Source organism: Cellulomonas biazotea (genome assembly GCF_004306155.1).
GTDB lineage: Bacteria > Actinomycetota > Actinomycetes > Actinomycetales > Cellulomonadaceae > Cellulomonas > Cellulomonas biazotea.
In genome coordinates, this window is the sequence record NZ_BIMR01000073.1 from 1 (window position 1) to 21,191 (window position 21,191).

The following is a 21,191-nucleotide window of genomic DNA, read 5'->3' on the forward strand; positions in this document are numbered from 1 at the left end:
GGGCCCCCGCCCCCCCCCCACGTCCGCCCGCGGGCGGTCAGTCGCCCTTGGAGACGCTCACCGGGCTGCCGTCGGTCCACACGTTGCGGGCGACGGTGAGCACCTTGGTGGTCGTGCTCGGCGCGATGATCGCGCAGTTCGGGACGCGGGTGTCGCGGCTGAAGACGTTGTCGGTGATGACGACGCCCTGGAACGCGCCCTTGCCCTTCTCGGCGAAGTTGATGGTGCAGCCACCGCCGCCCGCCCAGTTCTTGGTGATCGTCACGTTGGAGACGACGCCCTGGTCCTGGGTGAACTGGATGCCGCTGTTCGTGGCGTCCTCGATGGTGTTGCCCGTGATGACGATGTTCGAGCCGATCTGGATCTGCACGGTGTCGTCGTGGCTCGGGGTGTTGTTCTGCAGGGGGTCGTTCTCGTAGTGCAGGTTGTCGTGCAGCCAGGACGACTCGATGGTGACGTTGCCGCCCGTCAGGTGGAACACGTCGATGACGTCGTGGATGTTGCTGCGACGGACGGTGACGTTGGACCCGCGGATGCCGTCGATGTGCGCCGACGGTGCCTGCGCGTAGAGCTCGCTGTCCTGGATGAGGACGCTCGCGCCGCTGGTCGTGTTGGAGACGAGCGCGCGCTGGATGCTCGTGGCGTAGCCGCGGACGATCGAGTTCTTGATCGTGACGTTGGCGGCGGCGACCTTGACGAACCCCCGGATGTCGAGCGAGTCGATCACGGTGCCGGGTGTCGTGATGGTGAGGTCGCCCTCGTGCACGGTGAGCGCCGTCCCGGCGGGCACGCCCGTGTTGGACGGTCCGGGCTTGACGCTGCCGGGGGCCGCGCCGCCGCCGCTCCCGCTGCCGTTGCCGGGCGCAGCGGTGGGGGTGCTGCTGGGCTGCGCGGTCGCGGTCGGCTTGGGCGTGGCCGTCGGGGTCGGCGTCGCGGTCGGCGTGGGCGTCGGGGTGGGGGTGGGCGTCACCGTGGGTGTCGGGGTCGCGGTGGGCCGCGGCGTCGACGTGGGTGGTGCGACGGTGACGCCGCCGGGGCCGACGACGTACCCGACGACCTCGGGGCTGACCCGCACGCTCGCGTCGCTGGACGACAGCGTGATGGTGTTGCGGGCGGAGCCGCCGAGCGGCACGAGCGCCTGGTTGCGCGCGGGGGCGTCGGGGGAGGCGACGAGGAACGACGTCTCGCGGCACCCGTCGGACGGCGTCGAGCCGGGGCACGCGGTGAGCGTCGTGGGCCGCCACGCGCCCTTCGCGGTGAGGCGGACCTGGACGGCGGTCGCGTTGGCGGGGACGTCGGCGAGCGTGAGCGTCGAGCTCTTGCCGGACTTCACGACCTTGTCGGCCAGGGCGTCGGGCTCGTCGAGCGTCTGCAGGTTGCCGCCGGTGCTGCTGACGGCGCGCGCGACGTACCAGCCGTCGACGTCGACGGCGACGTGGTGGTCGCCCTGCTGGTTGTAGAGCTGCAGGGTGCTGCCGCTGCCGAGGCGCACGACGAGCGACGCCTGACGGGCGCGGTCGGGGAGCGGGTTGAGCACGGAGGTGGCGGCGCACGCGGCGCTCGTCTGGCCGGTGGGGCAGACGGCGACGTACGAGCCGGCGGTGCTGCCGGTGGCGGTGAGGCGCAGTGCGACGGCGGTCGCGCCCTTGGGGGCGCCGGACAGCGTCACGGTCGTCGTGCCGCGGCCGGAGACGTCGGTCTCGACGGCGCGGTGCGGGTCGACGGGCAGGTAGAGGGAGTCCTCGGCGGACGTGCCCTTGGACGCGTCGACGCCGAAGCCGTGCAGGTCGGCGTAGACGCGCGCGTCGGCGCTCGCCTGCAGGGTGACCGTCGGCTGTGCGGCGCTGACGGGCACGGACACGGTCGCGGAGCCGGGTTCGCCGGCGGGGACGACCAGGGCCGGGGCGGCCGTGCAGTCGGCCGTCACGGTGCGGCCGGGGCACACGGCGACCTGGGTGCTCTCGGTGGTGCGGGCCGCGGTGACCTGGAGCGTCGCGGTCGTCGCGCCCGCGGGGACGGACGGGAGCGTCACCGTCACGGTGCCACCGGCGGCGAGCGCGGTGCCGGAGAGCACGCGCAGCGGCGCGACGGGCCGGTAGACGCCGATGGGCGCGGACTGCGCGGGGGCGATGACGGCGACGACGAGGGCCACGGCGAGAGCAGCGGCGGCGGCGATGCCGGTCGTGAGTCGCCGGGTCGGCGCCGATGCCCGGGGGCGGCGTGCGCCCCGGCGGGTCTGGTGGTGCTGCGTCTCGCTGTGTCGTCCTCGCACGGGCGGTCTCCAGGGTGGGGGCCAGGGCGTCGAGCGGCGATCCGGTCGGCTCCTCGGCGGGTGGTGTCTCCCACTCGACGAGGGCCGGCTGGGCCTGCGCGGCGCCCGGTACTGCTGCATCACCTGGTGGCATGCCCGGCCTCTCCGCGCACGCCGAGCATAGGAGAAACACCCATTCGGTGGAATCGAGGCGAGGCGGACATGCGTCCGACTGCCCGTTACCCGTTCGTGACCTGCATCGGGACCGTCGGGCAACCGTTCTCGCATGTCGAGACCACTTCACCCGCCGGACGTGAACCGGCCGGAAACGCGACGGAGCCCGTCCCGGGATCGCCGGGACGGGCTCCGTGTGGTGCAGCGGGCGGGTCAGCCCTTGCGGACGGTGGCGACGACGCCGTCGGTGAAGTAGTTCCCCGAGTTCGTCACCACGGTCGTGGTCGGCGAGATGATCGCGCAGTTGAAGATCTTCGTCGTGCGGCCGAAGGTGTTGTCGAGGACCTTGACGCCCTGGAACGGGCCCTTGCCCTTCTCGGCGAGGTTGATCGTGCAGCCGCCGCCGTCGAGCGTGTTCTTGTCGACGGTGACGTTCGAGACGATGCCCTGGTCCTGCGTGAACTGGATGCCGGTGTTGAAGGCGCCCGAGATGTTGTTGCCGACGATCCGGATGTTGTTGCCCTTCTGGATCTGGATGCTGTCGTCGTGGCTCGGGGTGTTGTTCTGCGCCGGGTCGACCTCGTAGTGCAGGTTGTCGTGCAGGTAGGAGGCCTCGATCGTCACGTTGTCGCCGTAGATGTGCGCCATGTCGATGACGTCGTGCAGGTTCACGCGCTTGAGGGTGAAGTTGAAGCCGCGCACGCCGTCGACCCACGGGCCGGGCGCCGAGTTGTAGAGCTCGCTGTCGACGACCGTGACGGACGCCGTCGTGAGCGTGTTGGACACGAGCGCGGTCTGCTTGTCGGTCGCGCGGCCGCGGATGATCGAGTTCTTGATCGTCACGTTCGGCGCGGTGACCTTGACGAAGCCGCGGACGTCGAGCCCGTCGACGACGGCGTTCGGGGTGCTGATCGTCAGGTCGCCGTCGTGGACCGTGAGCTTGGTGCCGTTGGGCACGCCGGTCGTGGTGGCGCTGGGCACGTAGGTGCCGGCCGGGCCGACCACGGCGGGCGGCGGGACGGCGGCCTGCGTGCCGGTGGCCTTGACGTCGGCGACGCGGAACGCGAGGGGCGCGTTGGTCAGCGACGAGGCGGTGTAGCCGCCGAACGCGATGCCGCCGGCGACCTGCAGGGGCGCGGTGGTGTCGGTCGCGGAGACCTGCCAGTCGGCGGGCTCGGCGGTGCCCACGGTCCAGACCTTCGCCTGGATCGTCGTCGGCGCGGTGCCGGTCACCTGCAGGCGGACCTGGAGCTGCTTGCCGGCGGTGAAGCCCAGACCCGGCTGCGTGACCGACGCGAGCGTCGTCGTGGTCTTGCCGTTCACGCTGATGAGCGAGGAGCGGACGTTGCCGTCGGCGAGGATCTTGTTGCGCAGGCGGTAGCCGGACGTCGCGTCGACCGCGCGGCCGGTGACGTCGAAGTCGACGCTGCCGCCGACGGGGGCCTTGTCGAGGCTGAGCGCCGCGCGCAGGTCGGTGTCGGTCGAGCGGACCGAGGGGAGCGAGGAGGTGAGCTGCCAGCCCGGCTTGCGCACCGACATCGTCGCGACGCCGTTGGTCACCGAGTAGTCGGTGGCCTCGCCACCGGCGATCGTCCAGGCGCCGCCGGTCGTGGCGGATCCCCAGCTGCCCGAGACCTGCCGGCCGAAGGCGTCGACGGCGACGTCAGCGGGGGCGACGACGTTCGCGGCGAGCGACTCGGCGGTGGTCGTGTAGTCGGGCGCGGTCGCGGCCTGGGCGGGCAGCGCGACGGTGACGAGGCCGGCGCTGAGGGCGCCGGCGAGCACGGCGAGGGCGGTGCGCCGGGCTGTCGTGGGGGCGTGCAGGCGTGCGGAAGACATGCGAGAGCTCCTCGGGGGTAAGAGAGTCGCGCGCACCGCCGACCGGGTGGGTCGGCGGACCGGGCGGGGGCCCGGGAGGGCCGCGGGGGGCCAGACCCGCGGTGGAAGCGACATACCCAAGGTATCGGCGGAAAATGGCGGAACTGAGGCCTCGAGGTCCCGGTCTTATGTCAGCCGTTATGTCTTGGACGTCCGTCCGACAACGTCCGACATAGCGTGACCTGCGCGGTCGTGGAGGGTTGTCCGGATTGCCCCGGTAGACAAATTGCGCCTGTGGGTTATGTCACAAGTGCGTCGCGAATCGCCCATAGCACCAGGCATCGGACGGAAGCGCTTTCCACGGGCGACGGGCCGGGGCGCTCGCGCTCAGCGAGCGGGCGTGGGACGGACCCCCACGGCGGCGCGCAGCGCCGTCACGAGCTCCCCCGCGGACCGGTCCCAGCCGAACGCGGCGACGTGCTCGCGCGCGGCCGCGGCGTCGAACGGGAGACGCCCCGCGAAGGCCGCCTCGAGCAGGTCGGCGAGCGCCGCCGGCGCACCCGGCGCCGCGACGTCGAGATAGGTGCAGGCCGTGCCGCCCGCCTCCGGGATGGCGGTCGCGTCCGACGCGACCACCGGGGTCCCCGCCGCGAGCGCCTCGAGCACCGGGATGCCCCAGCCCTCGCCGCGGCTCGGGAACACGAACACCGTCGCCCGCCGGTACAGCTCCCAGAGCTCGTCCTGCGCGACGTCGGACAGGTGCACGGCGCGCGGCTCGGCCGCGAGCAGCGCCAGCGTCCGCGGGTCCTCGAAGTCGTCCCGGCCCACGACGACGAGCCGCACGTCCGGGTCCGCCACGCGCGCGAAGGCCTCGAGCGCGAGCGCGAGGTTCTTGCGCGGCTCCAGCCGTCCGACCATGAGCGCGTAGCGCGTCCCGGCGGGGACCTGCGCGGGCAGCGTCCCCGACCCCGCGGTCTGCGGCACGTCCACGCCGTTGTGGACGAGCACGATCTCCTGCGACGGTCGGCCGTACACCCGCGCGATCTGCTCGCGGGAGTACTCCGAGACCGTCGCGACCGTGCCCGCCCGCCGGGCGGACCAGCCGACCAGCAGCTTGTTGCGCCAGCGGGTCGCGCGCCCGAAGAACTCCGGGTGCGTCTCGAACAGCACGTCGTGGACGACCACGAGCTGCCGGCGCGGGTACCGCGGCGGGCTGAAGTACTGCGTGACCAGCACGTCCAGGCGGTCGCGGCGGATCGCGCGCGGCCAGAACCGCAGGTTGCGGCCCACCGGCCCGCCCGGCGGCAGCAGCCGGTGCTCGACCGGGACGTCGCCCAGGAGCGCGGCCGACCGGTCCGGGTCGCCCGAGTACACGACGAACGTCAGCTCGGGCGCCAGCAGCGGGGCCCGGCGCAGCGTCTCCAGCACCCACGTGCGCGACCCCTGGAACTTGCCGTCCAGGACGTGCGCGTCCACCCCGACCCGGTACCCGCTCATGCCGCAGCCCCTGCCCTCGTCGTGCTGCCCGCACCCGCGCCGGGACGGGCCGGGCGCAGCAGCGCGCGCACCGCCCACCCCGTGCCCTCGGCCGACCCCCGCACCACGGCCCACACCGGCGCCACCGGGCGCAGCAGCTGGCGCCGCCCGCCGCGCAGCAGCACCTGCCACGCGTAGGACGGTGTGCGCCACAGCCACCGCCGCACGTCCGACCGCGGCAGGTGCTTCGCCGCGAACACCAGCCGGTTGCGGCAGTTGTACCGGTAGTACACGGGCGACTTCGCGCGCGACCCCGCGGTCTCCTGCGTGCCGCCGACGTCGTGCACCACGACCAGGTCCTGACGGACCAGCAGCGCGCCACCGTCGGCAGTCCAGCGGGCCGAGAGGTCGACGTCCTCCCAGTAGAGGAAGTAGTCGTCGTCGAACCCGCCGACCCGCGACCAGCGCGCCACGTCCGCCGCCAGGCACGCGCCCGACAGCCAGCCCTCCCGGCGGGGGTGCGCGGGGGCCTCGACGTTGCGCGTGCGCGCGGCCGCGACGTCGAGGTCGCCGCCGGTGAACCACGGTCGCCCGTCGGGCCGCTCGATGCGGGGCGCCACGAGCGTGTCGGGCGCGGCCGCGACCTGGTCGGCGAGCGCGTCCAGCACGGCGGGCTCGACGCGCGCGTCAGGGTTGAGGACGACGACCGCGGTGCAGCCCAGGTCCGCCGCGCGCGTGACGCCGGCGTCGACCGCCGCGCCGAAGCCCGCGTTCGTGGCGTTCTCGACGAGCTGCCACCCGTGCTCGGCGGCGACCGCGCGCACGTCGGCGCGCTCGCGCGGCCCCCGGAAGTTGTCGACCACCACCACGACGGCCGGTCGGCGCAGGGCGGTGACGTCGACGTCCGCGAGGTTCGCGCGCAGCAGCGAGGCGGAGCCGAAGCTCACGACGACGATCCCGAGCACGCACGAACGCTATCTTGTCGGGCACCCGACGTCGGAGGTCGCGGCGGGTGAGACCGCAGGCCGGACGGCACCCGGGCCCACCCGACGAGCGAGGAGACGCCCGCGCATGACGACAGCGAGCCGGCCCCCGGCGCGTACCGCGCTGCCCCGCGTGCGCCTGTACGAGACGCTGCGCACCGCGCACCTGGAGCGCGCGCACGAGCTCGCGCCCGCCTCGATCGTCTACCGCCGGCGCCGCTACGACTTCGACTCCGACCTCGCCCGCGGGCTGGACCTCGTGGAGGCCGGGCCGCTGCGCGCCGCGTGGGTGCTCGCCCGCTCCGACGTCCGCGAGCTCGAGGTCAACGAGCCGCTCATGGTGTCGAGCCTGCGCCGCACGGCCCTCGCGCTCGCCGCCGTCGACGTCGCCCGCCTGGTCCGGCGTCGCCGGACGCTCGTCGTCACCTACGCGATCGCGAACGACGACCCGTTCCGCCCACCCGCGCGCCCGGGGCTGCCCGGACGTGTCCGGCGCTGGCTCGACGCGCGCCTCATCGCGGCCGTCGCACGCCGCGTCGACCGCATCGTGCTCGGCACGCCCGCCGCGCAGGAGCTGTACGGGGCGCTCGTGCCGTCGCTGCTGCGCCGCGCCGACCACGTCCTGCTGCCCGCGCTCCCGACGGCGTGCACGTGCGGACCGCTCGACGCCGCCGACCCGGACGCCGTCCTGTTCGTCGGGGCGTTCGAGGAGCGCAAGGGCGTGCCGCAGCTGCTCGCCGCGTGGCCGCACGTCCACCGGGCGCGGCCGCAGGCCCGGCTGACGCTCGTGGGCACGGGCCCCCTGGCCGACGCCGTGCACGCGTTCGCCGCGGACCGTCCCGAGGTGAGCGTCGTCGTCGACCCGCCGCGGGCGCGCGTGCACGCGCTGCAGCGCGAGGCGTCGGTGGCCGTCCTGCTGTCGCAGCGCACCCGGACGTGGCGCGAGCAGGTCGGCCTGCCCGTCGTCGAGGGGCTCGCGCACGGCTGCGCCGTCCTGGCGACCACCGAGACGGGTCTCGCCGCGTGGCTCGAGGAGCACGGGCACGCCGTCGTCGACCCCGCGGCGGACCCGGAGCGTGTCGCCGACGTCCTCGTCGGGCTGCTCGACGCGCGCCGACCTGCGGCGACGGTCCTGGCCGACCTCCCCGACGTCGACGGGCGGCTCGCCGCCGACGCCTGGCTGCTGCGCGCGCACTGACCCCGAGGGTGCGGTGTGAGTTACCGCACAGTAGGGCGCATGGGTGAAAAGCAGTCATGGCGGATGAATCCGACATACGCGGCGTAATACGTTCATCCACAGTTCTCGCACGAGGGGGGTGGGTGTTCATGACGTTGACCGCCGGGCACGGGTCCGAGCAGACCGACGCGTGGCTCGAGCGCCGCCGGCCCGCCAAGTTCCCGCGCAGGTCATGGGCGTCCCCTGAGCCCTTCGTCCGCCGCGCCACCGAGCACAACTCCGGCGACGACGCGCTGCGCGCCCTGCCCTGGGTCCGCAGCGCGACCGCCTACCAGCGCATCACCGTCGGCCTCGACGCCCTCGTCGCCGGCACCGGCGTCGCCGTGGCGGCCCTGCTCGGCGGTGCCGACCGCGGCTCCGTCCTCCTGCTCGGAGCGGTGTGCGCCGTCGCGCTCCCGGCGATCGTCGGCCTCATGCGCGGGTACGAGCGGCACAACATGGGCGACGGCCCCGACGAGTTCCAGGTCGTGCTGCGCGCGTCGGTCCTCATCGCCGGCCTCGTCATGGCCCTCGCGTACCTCACGCCGCTGACCGCACCCCGCGAGGTCGTCCTCGTCGGCGTCCCCGTCGTCGCGGCCACCGCCTGTGCCGCCCGCTACGTGCACCGCCGGTTCCTGCACGCCAAGCGCAACCGCGGTCAGGCCATGATGCGGACGATCGTCGTCGGCGACACCGCCTCGGTGACAGACGTCGTCGACGACCTCAGCCTCGCGCCGTACCACGGCTACCTCGTCATCGGCACGTGCCTGTCGGACGTCGTGCCCGACGCCGTCCCCGCGGTGCCCGTCCCGACGCTCGGCGCGCTCGCCGACGTCCCGCAGGTCGTCTCCGACTACGCCGTGTCGGTCGTCGTCGTCGCCGGCAACGCCCTCAGCGGCCAGGCGCTGCGCCGGCTGTCGTGGGCCCTGCGCCGTGCCGGTGCCGAGCTCGTCGTCGCCCCCGGCCTCGTCGAGGTCGCGCAGGAGCGCGTGAGCGTCCACCCGACGGCGGGCCTGTCGCTGCTGCGCCTCGAGATCGAGCCGCCCCGCCGCCGCATGCTCGCCAAGGCCGTCATGGACCGGGCGCTGGGGCTGTGCGCGCTCGCCGTCCTCGCGCCCGTGATCCTCACGGCGGCGCTCGCCGTGCGCCTCACCTCGCCGGGCCCGGCGTTCTACCGGCAGACGCGCGTCGGCGTCGACGGGCGCGACTTCACCATCTGGAAGCTGCGCAGCATGTACCGCGACGCCGACCGGCGCCGCGCCGAGCTGCTCGCGCGCAGCGACGGCGACGGGCTCCTGTTCAAGATGGCGCACGACCCCCGGGTCACGCCCGTCGGCCGCGTCCTGCGCCGGTTCTCCCTGGACGAGCTGCCGCAGTTCTTCAACGTCGTGCGCGGCGACATGTCGCTCGTCGGGCCGCGCCCGCCGCTGCGCGAGGAGGTCCTCGCCTACCACGACGCGGTGCACCAGCGGCTGCGCGTCAAGCCCGGCATCACCGGCCTGTGGCAGGTGAGCGGCCGCTCCGACCTGCCGTGGGACGAGGCGATCCGCCTCGACCTGCGCTACGTCGACAACTGGTCCGTGACCATGGACCTCATGATCCTGTGGAAGACGTTCCGCGCCGTCGTCACGGGGGCCGGCGCCTACTGACCCACCGCGGGGCCCGGCCAGGAACGTGCCGGACACCCACCTCGACGCCGGCGACGACCCGGACGGCGGTAGCCGCCGGGGCCGTCGCCGGACCATGCTCGACACCCGTGCGCGAGACCTGCCCCGCACCCGGCACCGCCGGCGCGTCGGCGGCCGCGCGCGGACGACGGAAGGACGCCCATGACCCGCTCCCACGACGGGCCGCTGCGCATCGCGCTCATCGGCACGCGCGGCGTCCCCGCCCGGTACGGCGGGTTCGAGACGTGCGTCGACGAGGTCGGCGCCCGGCTCGCGGACCGCGGGCACGACGTCCTCGTCTACTGCCGGACGCCCGACCCGGCCGACCGCGTGCCCGCGTACCGGGGGATGCACCTGGTGCACCTGCCGGCGCTGCGGCGCCGCTCGCTCGAGACGCTCAGCCACACCGCGCTGTCCGTCGGGCACCAGGTCGCGCACCGGCACGACGCGGCCGTCGTCTTCAACGCCGCGAACGCGGTCTTCCTGCCGGCGCTGCGGGCCGCACGCATCCCCGTCGCCACGCACGTCGACGGACTCGAGTGGCGGCGCGCCAAGTGGGGCGGTGCCGGTCGCCGGTACTACCGCACCGCCGAGGCGCTCGCGGTCCGCTGGTCCGACGCGCTCATCGCGGACGCCGCGGGCATCGCCGACTACTACACCGAGGAGTTCGGGGCGCCCACCGAGCAGATCGCCTACGGGGCGCCGCTGCTCGACGGCCTCGGCACCGACAAGCTCGCCGGGCTGGGCCTGACGTCGCGCGGCTACCACCTGGTCGTCGCCCGGTTCGAGCCGGAGAACCACGTCGACGTGATCGTCGAGGGGTACCGGCGCTCGGGCGCGACGCTGCCCCTCGTCGTCGTCGGCTCGGCGCCGTACGCGGACGAGTACACGCGGCGCGTGCACGCCGCCGCCGACGACCGGGTCCGCCTGCTCGGCGGCGTCTGGGACCAGGAGCAGCTCGACCAGCTCTACGGGCACGCCCTGACCTACCTGCACGGGCACAGCGTCGGCGGGACCAACCCGTCGCTGCTGCGCGCGATCGGCGCGGGCGCCCCCACGGTCGCGTTCGACGTGTCGTTCAACCGCGAGGTCCTGCGCGACGCGGGCCGCTGGTTCGCCGGACCCGACGACGTCGCCCGCCTCGTCGAGGACGCGGAGACCGACCCCGCCGGTGCGCTCGCACGCGGTGCGGCCGCCCGGCGGCGTGCCGCCGACTACGACTGGGACGACGTCGCCGACGGGTACGAGCGGCTGTGCCGCCGGCTCGCCGCGGGTGACTTCCGCGGCCGGCGGCGTCCGTCGGGCCGCCGACGCCCCACGCCCGCCCCCACGGCGGTACCGTCGCCTGACCCGGCGACCCGGACCGTCCCCTCGGACCCCGTCCCGGCCCGCCCGGACGGTGCCGCATGACGACGACCCTGCACCAGGAGGACCCCGTGCCTGCGTCCACCAGCGCCCCGGCCGCGGAGACGTACGCGCAGACCCTCGCGCGTCTCGGCTCCGTCCAGAAGGGCGCCCGCGGGGCCCCCGCGTACTCCCGGTTCGTCAACCGCCGCGCGGGCCGCGTGCTCGCCGCGTGGGCGTACCGGGCCGGCCTGACGCCGAACCAGGTGACCACGATCAGCGCGGTGTGGACGTTCTCCGCGATCGCGGTGCTCGCGCTCGCACCCGTCGCGTGGTGGACCGGCGTGCTCGTCGCGTTCCTGCTGCTCGTCGGCTACGCGTTCGACTCGGCCGACGGCCAGGTCGCGCGCCTGCGCGGCGGCGGCAGCATCGCGGGGGAGTGGCTCGACCACATCATCGACGCGGTCAAGGTGTCGAGCCTGCACCTCGCGCTCGTCGTCGGGCTGTACCGCGCGGACGTCGTGCCCGACGCGTGGCTGCTCGTCCCGCTCGCGTACTCGGCCGTCTGGTCGGTGCTGTTCTTCGCGATGATCCTCAACGACCAGCTGCGCCGGCAGGCGGGGACGACGATGCGGGCGACCGCCGGTGACGAGCGCCCGTCGGTGCTGCGGTCGCTGGTCGTCGCGCCGACCGACTACGGCGTGCTGTGCCTCGCGTTCGCGCTCTACGGGGCGGTGACGCTGTTCGGTGTCGTCTACGCGCTGCTGGGCCTGGCGACCGCCGGGTACCTCGCGCTGGCCCTGCGGTCGTGGTTCGCCGAGATGCGGACGCTGCGGCGCCCCGAGGGCCAGTCGAGGGGCGGCGAGGCGTGAGCGAGCTCGTCCCGACCACCCCGGACGGCCCGACAGGCCCTGCGCGGCGGGTGCCGCGGTGGGCTGTCGTCGTCCTCGCGGCGGTCGTCGTCCTCATCCTCGGCTGGGTCGTGTGGGCCGCGGTCGCGCAGTCGAGCAGCACCGGCGACGCGGACGGCCCGGGCGGTGCGGCGTCGCCGTCGTCCTCGCGGTCGGCGTCGGCGGACCCGTCCGCGTCGGCTGACGCGTCCGAGCCCGTCGTGACGCCCACGCAGCCCGCGCCCGGCGAGCCGGGCGGTGGCGCGACCGACGACGCCGACCCCGCGGCGCCCTTCGCGCCCGAGACCAAGCCCGCCGTCGGGCTCGACGAGAGCGCGCCGTTCGACTCGGGCGTCGTCGCGCGGCTCGTGCGCGTCGAGTCGGTCGCGGGCGAGGCGCAGGGGCCTGGCGAGGTCGCGGGTCCGGCCGTGCGGGTGACCGTCGAGATCACCAACGGGACGGGTGCGCCGGTCTCGCTCGACAGCACCGTCGTCAACCTCTACGCGGGCCAGGACCTGGCGCCGGCGGAGCCGCTGAGCGGCCCGGGCGCGAGCGTGCTGTCGGGCGACCTCGCGGTGGGCCGCACGGCGACCGGCGCGTACGTGTTCAACGTCCCGGCCGACCAGCGCGACCGGCTGCAGGTCACCGTGAGCTACGACCCGACGGTGACCACCGTGCTCTTCGAGGGTGCCGGACCGGCCGCCTGAACGGACGCGCCGCCGTCCCGGACAGGCCCGGTGCCCGTCCGGGACGGACGGCTGCTCGCGGCGGCCGCAGCCGTCCACGCCGGGCCGGACGTGCGTCCGAGTATCACCCCCTCTGACTGGGGTTTTCACCCGGACTGTCCTGTTTTGGTGTGTTTCCCGCTCGTAGGATCGTGCGCGTTCGCCCACTGTCCGAGCGCCCCGGGGTGTCGCCATGTCTCTACGTCCTGTCACCGACCGGTCGCCGGTCGCCCGTGCGTGGGCCGTCCTGTCCGCCGTCGCGCTCGTCGCGACCGGGCTCGTCGTCGGGGCGCTGCCCGCGCAGGCCGACACGAGCCCGCCCGCGGGCCTGCCTCCCACGGTCGCGGCCGACTCGCTGCCCACCGTGCAGATCGACGGCGTCGTGTGGCAGCAGGCGATGAGCGGCAACTGGGTCTACGCGGGCGGCGAGTTCGCGAACGCCCGCCCGGCGGGCAACGCCGCGGGCGTCGGCAACGTGGCCCGCGCCAACCTGCTGCGGTTCGACGTGCGCACCGGCGTCATGGACAGCGGCTTCGCGCCGAACCCGAACGCGCAGATCCGCGCCGTGGTGCGCTCGCCCGACGGGTCGCGCATCTACATCGGCGGCAACTTCACGAGCGTCGGCGGGACGGCGCGCTACCGCATCGCCGCGTTCGACGCCGCGACCGGTGCGCTCATCACGACCTTCAACGCCGGCACGAACGGTCAGGTCCGCGCGCTCGCGGCGACCAACACGACGGTCTACGCGGGCGGCATCTTCACGCAGGCCGGCAGCTCGAGCCGCACCCGGCTCGCCGCGTTCAACGCCTCCAACGGCGCGCTGCTGCCGTGGAACCCGACGGTCGACGACGGCTCGGTGAGTGCCCTGACGGTCTCGCCCGACGGCAGCACCGTCATCGTCGGCGGCAACTTCCTGTCGTTCAACGGCAGCACCGCCGCCCCCGACGGCCTGGCCCGCGTGGACGCCGTCACGGGCGCCGCGCTCGCGTTCCCGGCGACGTCGCAGATCCGCAACGGCGGCTCGGCGGGCTCGATCCTCGGCCTGACGGGCGACGCCGACAACATGTACGGCGTCGGCTACACGTTCGGCCGCTCGGGCGGCACCCTCGAGGGCGTCTTCGCGGCCGACTGGGACACGGGCGCGATCACCTGGATCGCGGACTGCCACGGCGACACCTACGCGGTGCACGCGCAGGGGCCGGTCATCTACGCCGCGAGCCACCACCACTACTGCGGCAACGTCGGCGGCACGCCGCAGAACGACGAGTGGCTGTTCTACCGGGCGGACGCCTACACCAAGGAGCCGCTGCACAAGCTCGGCCGCGAGCACCTCGGGTACACGAACTTCGAGGGCACGCCCGCGCCGGAGATGCTCAACTTCTACCCCGACCTCGACACCGGCCTGTACACCGGCCAGAACCAGGGGCCGTGGGCCGTCACCGGAGACGACCGGTACATCGTGTACGGCGGCGAGTTCCTCAACGTGAACTTCCGCCGGCAGCAGGGGCTCGTGCGGTTCGCGGTCCCGACGATCGCGCCCAACGACCAGGGCCCGCGGTTCACGGGCGCCGACTTCACGCCGACGGCACGCTCCATCGGCACGGGCACGGTCCGGGTGTCGTGGACCGCCAACGCGGACTTCGACAACGAGGACCTCACCTACACGGTGCTGCGCAACGGCCAGGCCGTCGGGTCGGTCGAGCGGCAGTCGCAGATCTGGATGCGGCCCACGCAGGGCTACACGGACACCTCGGCGACGCCGGGCGCGACCTACACGTACGCGGTCCGGGCGACCGACCCGTACAACAACTCGGTGACCAGCCCCGGCGTGAGCGTCACCGTGGACGGCACCGGGGCGGTCAGCCCGTACGCGCAGGCCGTCATGGCCGACGGCGCGTCGCACTACTGGCGGCTGGGGGAGTCGGGCGGCACGAGCGCGCTCGACACCGCCGGCACGGACGACGCGACGACCGGCACGGGCCTGACCCGCGGCACGGCGGGAGCGATCGCCGGCGACACCACGACGGCGACCACGTTCGCGGGCAACACGACCAGCCGCGTCGTCGCGCCGCAGCGCGAGCAGAACATGAACGAGCTGTCCGTCGAGGCGTGGGTCCGCACCACGTCGACGCAGGGCGGCTGGGTCGTCGGGTTCGGCAACTCCACGAGCCTGACCGGGACGAGCAGCACGCGTGACCGCCAGCTCTACATCGACAGCGCGGGCCGCGTGCAGTTCGGCGCCAGCCCGGGCCAGAACCGCACCGTGCGCTCGCCCGCCGCCGTGAACAACGGCCAGTGGCACCACCTGGTCGGCACGATGGACCAGGACGGCATGGCGCTCTACGTCGACGGCGCGCTCGTCGCGTCGCGCAACGACAACCGCTCGGGCCGCAACTTCACGGGGTTCTGGCGGATCGGCGGCGACAACCTCAGCGGCTGGCCGAACGCACCGGCGTCGAACAACCTCGCGGGCGCGATCGACGAGGTCGCCGTGTACCCGTTCGCCCTCACGGCCGGCACGGTCGCGGCGCACAACACGCTCGGCCGCACGGGCGAGGCGCCCGAGCAGCCCCCGGTGGCGGCGTTCACGTCGACGACGAACGGCCTGACGGCCGCGGTCGACGGCTCCGGCTCGACCGACCCGGACGGCACCGTGGCGTCGTACGCGTGGACCTTCGGGGACGGCGGCACCGGCACCGGTGCGACCGCGTCGCACGCCTACGCGGCCGGCGGCACCTACACGGTGACGCTCACCGTGACCGACGACGACGGCAACACCGCGCAGGTCGCGCACGACGTCACCGTCACGGCCCCGCCGCCCAACCAGCCGCCGGTCCCGGCGTTCACGGCGACGGTCGCGGGCCTCGGCGTCCAGGTCGACTCCGCCGGCTCGTCCGACCCCGACGGCACGATCGCGCAGCGCTCCTGGGCGTTCGGCGACGGCGGCACCGGGACGGGCACCACGGCGTCGCACACGTACGCCGCCGACGGCACCTACACGGTGACGCTCACGGTCACGGACGACGACGGCGCGACCGCCCAGACGTCGCAGGACGTCACGGTCACGACGCCGCCGCCGGACACGCCGTTCGCGGCCGACGCGTTCGCGCGGACCGTCGCGAACGGGTGGGGCTCGGCGGACACGGGCGGCGCGTGGTCCGTCGCGGGAGGCGCGGCGAACTTCTCCGTGGCCTCCGGCGTCGGCGCGATGCGCGTCACGGGCGCGGGTTTCCGGCTCTCGTCGTTCCTGCCGGTGTCGGCGACCAGTGCCGACGTCCGGGCGGACGTCGCGCTGGACGTCATGCCGACGGGCAGCGGGACGGACCTCGAGGTCGTCGGCCGGTCCGTCGGGACGACCGACGGCTACCGGGCGCGGCTCAAGATGCTGAGCACGGGCGTCGTGCGGGCGTCGATCATCGGGACCGCTGCCGGCACCACGACGACCGTCGCGCAGGTCAACGTCCCGGGTGTGACGTACACCGCGGGTCAGACGCTCTCGGTGCGGTTCCAGGTCGAGGGCACGGGCACCACGCAGCTGCGCCTCAAGGTGTGGCCCACGGGGTCGGCCGAGCCGGCCGCGTGGACGCTCACCGGGTCCAGCACGACGGCGTCCCTGCAGGTCGCGGGGGGTGTGGGGCTGTCGGTGTACACGTCGTCGACGACCACGACGCTGCCGCTCACGGCCCGCTGGAGCCAGTTCTCGGCGAAGCCTGTCGTCGCCTGACGCGACCCGTCCCGAGCGTGCCGCGTGCCCGCCGTCCGGCCCTGCCCGGACGGCGGGCACCGTCGCGTCCGAACCGTTTCGTCCGATTCACCCGGATGCGCGTCCAGTTCACCCGGTTCCTCACGCTTACGGGGACTTTGCACTGCATACGATCGGCTCGCGTGGCTCGCCCTGCCTCGCGTGACCCGTCGTCCCGAGGTGCCCCCATGACTCGTCCCCGAGGCCTCGCCGCCCGATCCGCCGCCCTCCTGGCCGCCGCCGCGCTGACGTTCGCGGGCGTGACGCTCGCGACCCCCGCGGCCGCCGACACGGTGCCCCTCGAGGGGACCCCCGTCACCGTCGCCGCCGACTCGCTGCCCACCGTGCAGATCGACGGCGTCGTCTGGCAGCAGGGGATCGCCGGGTCGAAGGTCTTCGTGGGCGGCGACTTCGCGAACGCCCGCCCGGCCGGCTCGGCCGCCGGCACGAACCTCGTGCCCCGCGCGAACCTGCTGGCGTACGACGTCACGACGGGCGTCCTCGACGCGGGCTGGGCGCCGAACCCCAACGCGCAGGTCCGCACCGTGGCGGTCTCGCCCGACGGGTCCCGCGTGTACGTGGGCGGCAGCTTCACGAGCATCGCGGGGCAGGCGCGGTACCGGATCGCCGCGTTCGACGCCGCGACGGGCGCGCTCGTGTCGTCGTTCGCCCCGGGCGTGGACTCGCAGGTCCGCACGATCGTCGCGACGAACAGCACCGTCTACGTCGGCGGCGCGTTCACGAGCGCGAACGGCGTGGCCCGGAACAAGGTCGCGGCGTTCTCCGCGGCGGACGGCTCGCTGCTGCCGTGGGCGCCGAGCGCCGACGACGGCTCGGTGAGCGCGCTGGTGGTCTCGCCCGACGGCACCCAGGTCATCGCGGGCGGCAGCTTCTCGACGTTCAACGGCAGCGGGAACCCGGGCTACGGCCTGGCCCGCGTCGACGCGGTCACGGGCGCGACCCTGCCGCTGGCCATCAACGGCCTCATCCGCAACGGGTCCACGCAGGCGTCGATCACGAGCCTGACGACGGACGCGACGAGCTTCTACGTCACGGGCTACGTCTTCGGCAGCACCGGCAACCTCGAGGGCACGGCGCGCGGCGACTGGGCGACGGGCGAGCTCGTCTGGGTCGAGGACTGCCACGGCGACACGTACGCGGCCTGGCCCGGTCCGGGCGACGCGGTGTACGTCGCGGGGCACCCGCACTACTGCGGCAACATCGGCGGCTTCCCGCAGACGGAGCCGTGGACGTTCTACCGCGGGCTCGCGTTCAGCAAGGCCGTGACGGGCACCGCGACGGCCGACCCGTACGGCTACTACAACTACGCCGGCAAGCCGACGCCGACGCTGCTCAACTGGTACCCCGACCTCAACAGCGGCTCGTACACGGGCCAGGGCCAGGGGCCGTGGACCGTCACGGGCAACGACGAGTACCTGCTGTACGGCGGCGAGTTCACGATCGTCAACAACAAGGGCCAGCAGGGGCTGGCGCGGTTCGCGCGCACGGACATCGCGCCCAACAAGCAGGGGCCCCGCCTCGCGTCGGCCACGTGGCCGCTGTCGGCCGCCTCGTTCCAGGCCGGCACGGTCCGCCTGAGCTGGCCGGCGAACTACGACCGTGACAACGAGAACCTCACGTACACGGTGTCCCGCAACGCCCAGGTGATCCACACGGTGACCGCCGGGTCGGTCGTCTGGAAGCGCCCGCAGATGGGCTTCATGGACACCGGCCTGACGCCGGGGACCACGTACACGTACCGCGTGAAGGCCGTCGACCCGTTCGGGAACTCGGCGATCACCGACCAGGTGCAGGTGACGGTCTCCGACGAGGGCTCGGCGAGCGCGTACGCGCAGCAGGTCGTCGCGGACGGCGCGACCTCGCTGTGGCGGTTCGGCGAGCCGAGCGGGCCCGGGGTGTTCGACTGGGCCGGGTTCAACGACCTCACGGCCGGCACGGGCGTGACCCGCGGCGCGGCCGGGGCGATCAACGGCGACACCAACACCGCGTCCACGTTCGACGGCACGGCCAACGGGTCGGCCGCGACGAGCACGCCGGTCCAGGGGCCGGACTCCTTCGCGGTCGAGGCGTGGGTCAAGACCACGTCGAACCGCGGCGGCAAGATCATCGGCTTCGGCAACCTGCAGACGGGGACGTCGGGCAGCTACGACCGGCACGTCTACATGGACAACTCCGGGAAGATCATCTTCGGCGTCTACCCGGGCGCGGTCCGGACCGTCGTGAGCCCGGCGTCGTACAACGACGGCCAGTGGCACCACGTGGTCGCCTCGCTCGGCTCGGACGGCATGCGCCTGTTCGTCGACGGGCGGCGCGTCGCGCAGCGCGGCGACACGACCTTCGGGCAGGCCTACACGGGGTACTGGCGGGTCGGCGGGGACAACCTCGGGAGCTGGACGAACCAGCCGACGAGCGGCTTCCTCGCGGGCAGCATCGACGACGTCGCGCTCTACCCGGCTCCGCTGACGCAGGCGCAGGTCGAGTCGCACTACACGGCGTCCGGCCGGACCGTCGTCAAGCCCCCGGTCCCCGCCGACGCCTACGGCAAGGCCGTGTACAACGCGGGTGCGGAGCTGTTCTGGCGCCTGTCGGAGGGCTCGGGCTCGACGGCCGCCGACGCCGGGCAGTACGGCGTCACCGGCACCTACCGCGGCACGTTCCTGCGCAGCCAGAGCGGCGCGCTGTCGGGCGTGAGCAACAACGCGGTGCGCACGCTGGGCACGAGCAACACGCTCGTCGCGAGCACGCAGCTCGTCGCCGGTCCGTCGGTCTACAGCGAGGAGCTGTGGTTCAAGACGTCGACGACGAACGGCGGCAAGCTCATCGGCTTCGGCGACCGGGACACCGGCACGTCGAGCAACTACGACCGGCACGTCTACATGGAGACGAACGGGCGGCTGACGTTCGGCACCTACACGGGCGTGGCGAACACGATCACGACGACCGCGTCGTACAACAACAACCAGTGGCACCACATGGTCGCGACGCAGGGCCCCGACGGCATGAAGCTGTACGTCGACGGCGCCCTCGTGGGCACCCACCCGGCGACCGGTGCGCAGGCCTACTCGGGCTACTGGCGGATCTTCGGCGACACCACCTGGGGACCGCAGGCGTGGTTCTCGGGCACGATCGACGAGGTCGCGGTCTACTCGTCCGTGCTGGACGCCCAGACGGTCGCGAACCACTGGTCGCTCGGCAAGACGGGCCAGCTGCCCAACCAGGCGCCCGTCGGCGCCTTCACCGCGACGCCCACGGACCTCGCGGTGGCGTTCGACGCCGCTGCGTCGGCCGACTCGGACGGCACGGTCACGGGCTACGCGTGGGCGTTCGGTGACGGCACGACCGGCACGGGCGTCGCGCCGTCGCACACGTTCCCGGCGACGGGCACCTACACGGTGACCCTGACGGTCACGGACGACGACGGCGCGACCTCGCAGGTCACGCACGACGTGTCGGTGCTCGCGCCGAACCAGCTGCCGACGGCGGCGTTCACCACGGACGCCACGGACCTCACGCTCGCGGCCGACGCGACGTCGTCGACCGACCCCGACGGGGTCCTCACGGGCTACGCGTGGACGTTCGGCGACGGCACGACCGGCGAGGGCAAGACGGCGACGCACACCTACGCGGCGGGCGGCGACTACGAGGTCACCCTCACGGTCACCGACGACCGGGGCGGCAGCGCCCAGCACGTCACCACGGTCACGGTCGTCGCGCCGAACCAGGCGCCCGTCGCGGCGTTCGACGCGACGGCGACGGACCTCACGGTCGCGGTCGACGGCTCGGCCTCCGCGGACGCGGACGGCACGCTGACCGCGCACGCGTGGGACTTCGGCGACGGCGGCACGGGCACGGGTGCGACGGCGTCGCACACGTACGCGGCGGCCGGGACGTACACGGTCACGCTGACGGTCACGGACGACGACGGCGAGACGGGCACCACGACCCGTGAGGTGCAGGTCGCGGCGCCGGTCCCGAACCAGGGCCCGGTCGCGGCGTTCACCGCGACCCCGAACCACCTGGTCGTCGCGGTCGACGCGTCCGCCTCGACGGACGCCGACGGGACCATCGCGTCCTACGCGTGGGACTTCGGCGACGGCGGGACGGCGACGGGGGCGACGGCGTCGCACACCTACGCCGCCGACGGCACGTACACGATCACGCTCGTCACGACCGACGACGACGGCGACACGGGCACGACGACCCGTGAGGTCGCGGTCGCGGCCCCGCTCGCGGACGCCCCGTTCGCGCTCGACCCGTTCGCCCGCACGGCGACGGGCGGCTGGGGCTCGGCGGACACCGGCGGCGCGTGGACGGTCGCGGGCGGTGCGGCGAACTTCTCGGTCGGCTCCGGGGCGGGCGTCATGCGTGTCACGGGCGCCGGGTTCCGGCTGTCGTCCTTCCTGCCGGTCTCCTCGACGAGCACCGACCTGACGGCCAAGGTCGCGCTCGACGTCATGCCGACGGGTGCGGGCACCGACCTCGAGCTCGCGGGTCGCACCGTGGGCACGACGGACGGGTACCGGCTGCGCCTGAAGATGCTGTCGACCGGCGTGGTCCGGGCGTCGCTGGTCGGCATCTCCGCCGGCACGACGACGACCGTCGCGCAGGTCAACGTCCCGGGCCTCACCTACACGGCGGGGCAGACGCTCTCGACGCGGTTCCAGGTGACCGGCACGGGCACGACGACGCTGCGCGCGAAGGTCTGGGCCGCGGGCTCGCCCGAGCCGACGGCGTGGACGCTGTCGGGGACGAGCACGACGGCGGCGCTGCAGGTCGCGGGCGGGATCGGCCTGTCGGTGTACACCTCGGCGACGACGACCACGCTGCCGCTCGTGGCCCGCTGGAGCGAGCTCGTCGCGCGGCCGGTCGTGCCATGATCGCGGC

At 74.0% G+C, this 21,191-nt stretch carries 11 protein-coding genes; 7 read left to right on the forward strand and 4 right to left on the reverse strand.

Annotation, left to right across the window (positions count from 1 at the left end; genetic code table 11):
• Positions 1-37 precede the first annotated feature (37 nt).
• The 4 genes from CBZ_RS06200 to CBZ_RS06215 form a co-directional block, all read right to left on the reverse strand.
• Positions 38-2,152 (reverse strand): right-handed parallel beta-helix repeat-containing protein, encoded by a 2,115-nt coding sequence (locus CBZ_RS06200; protein ID WP_130780711.1) that lies wholly within the window; start codon positions 2,150-2,152, stop codon positions 38-40.
• A 486-nt stretch (positions 2,153-2,638) separates the two neighbouring features.
• Positions 2,639-4,264: a right-handed parallel beta-helix repeat-containing protein gene (locus tag CBZ_RS06205; protein ID WP_130780712.1), complete on the reverse strand. Its 1,626-nt coding sequence runs from the start codon at positions 4,262-4,264 to the stop codon at positions 2,639-2,641.
• Between the two features lie 366 nt (positions 4,265-4,630).
• Positions 4,631-5,740, reverse strand: a complete 1,110-nt coding sequence (locus CBZ_RS06210; RefSeq protein ID WP_130780713.1) for a glycosyltransferase family 4 protein — start codon at positions 5,738-5,740, stop codon at positions 4,631-4,633.
• Positions 5,737-6,684: a glycosyltransferase family 2 protein gene (locus CBZ_RS06215; protein WP_130780714.1), complete on the reverse strand. Its 948-nt coding sequence runs from the start codon at positions 6,682-6,684 to the stop codon at positions 5,737-5,739. Before CBZ_RS06215 ends, CBZ_RS06210 begins: the two co-directional genes overlap by 4 nt.
• 106 nt (positions 6,685-6,790) lie before the next feature.
• Between CBZ_RS06215 and CBZ_RS06220 the strand changes: the two genes are divergently transcribed.
• The 7 genes from CBZ_RS06220 to CBZ_RS06250 all read left to right on the forward strand — a co-directional run bounded on the left by CBZ_RS06220 (position 6,791) and on the right by CBZ_RS06250 (position 21,184).
• Complete coding sequence (locus CBZ_RS06220) at positions 6,791-7,900, forward strand: glycosyltransferase family 4 protein (protein WP_130780715.1); 1,110 nt, start codon at positions 6,791-6,793, stop codon at positions 7,898-7,900.
• Between the two features lie 128 nt (positions 7,901-8,028).
• Positions 8,029-9,567 (forward strand): sugar transferase, encoded by a 1,539-nt coding sequence (locus CBZ_RS06225; RefSeq protein WP_130780716.1) that lies wholly within the window; start codon positions 8,029-8,031, stop codon positions 9,565-9,567.
• Positions 9,568-9,747: 180 nt separating this feature from the next.
• Complete coding sequence (locus CBZ_RS06230) at positions 9,748-10,995, forward strand: DUF1972 domain-containing protein (protein WP_130780717.1); 1,248 nt, start codon at positions 9,748-9,750, stop codon at positions 10,993-10,995.
• On the forward strand, positions 10,992-11,801 hold the full coding sequence (locus CBZ_RS06235) for a CDP-alcohol phosphatidyltransferase family protein (RefSeq protein ID WP_130780718.1): 810 nt from the start codon (positions 10,992-10,994) through the stop codon (positions 11,799-11,801). Before CBZ_RS06230 ends, CBZ_RS06235 begins: the two co-directional genes overlap by 4 nt.
• Positions 11,798-12,526 carry a hypothetical protein gene (locus CBZ_RS06240; protein ID WP_130780719.1) on the forward strand — a complete coding sequence of 243 codons (729 nt, stop codon included), beginning with the start codon at positions 11,798-11,800 and terminating at the stop codon, positions 12,524-12,526. The genes CBZ_RS06235 and CBZ_RS06240 overlap by 4 nt, the downstream gene beginning before the upstream one ends.
• A gap of 211 nt (positions 12,527-12,737) precedes the next feature.
• The gene (locus CBZ_RS06245; protein WP_130780720.1) at positions 12,738-16,268 is read left to right on the forward strand and encodes a PKD domain-containing protein; all 3,531 of its coding nucleotides are present in this window, start codon (positions 12,738-12,740) and stop codon (positions 16,266-16,268) included.
• 206 nt (positions 16,269-16,474) lie between these two features.
• Positions 16,475-21,184, forward strand: a complete 4,710-nt coding sequence (locus tag CBZ_RS06250; RefSeq protein ID WP_130780721.1) for a PKD domain-containing protein — start codon at positions 16,475-16,477, stop codon at positions 21,182-21,184.
• Positions 21,185-21,191 lie beyond the last annotated feature (7 nt).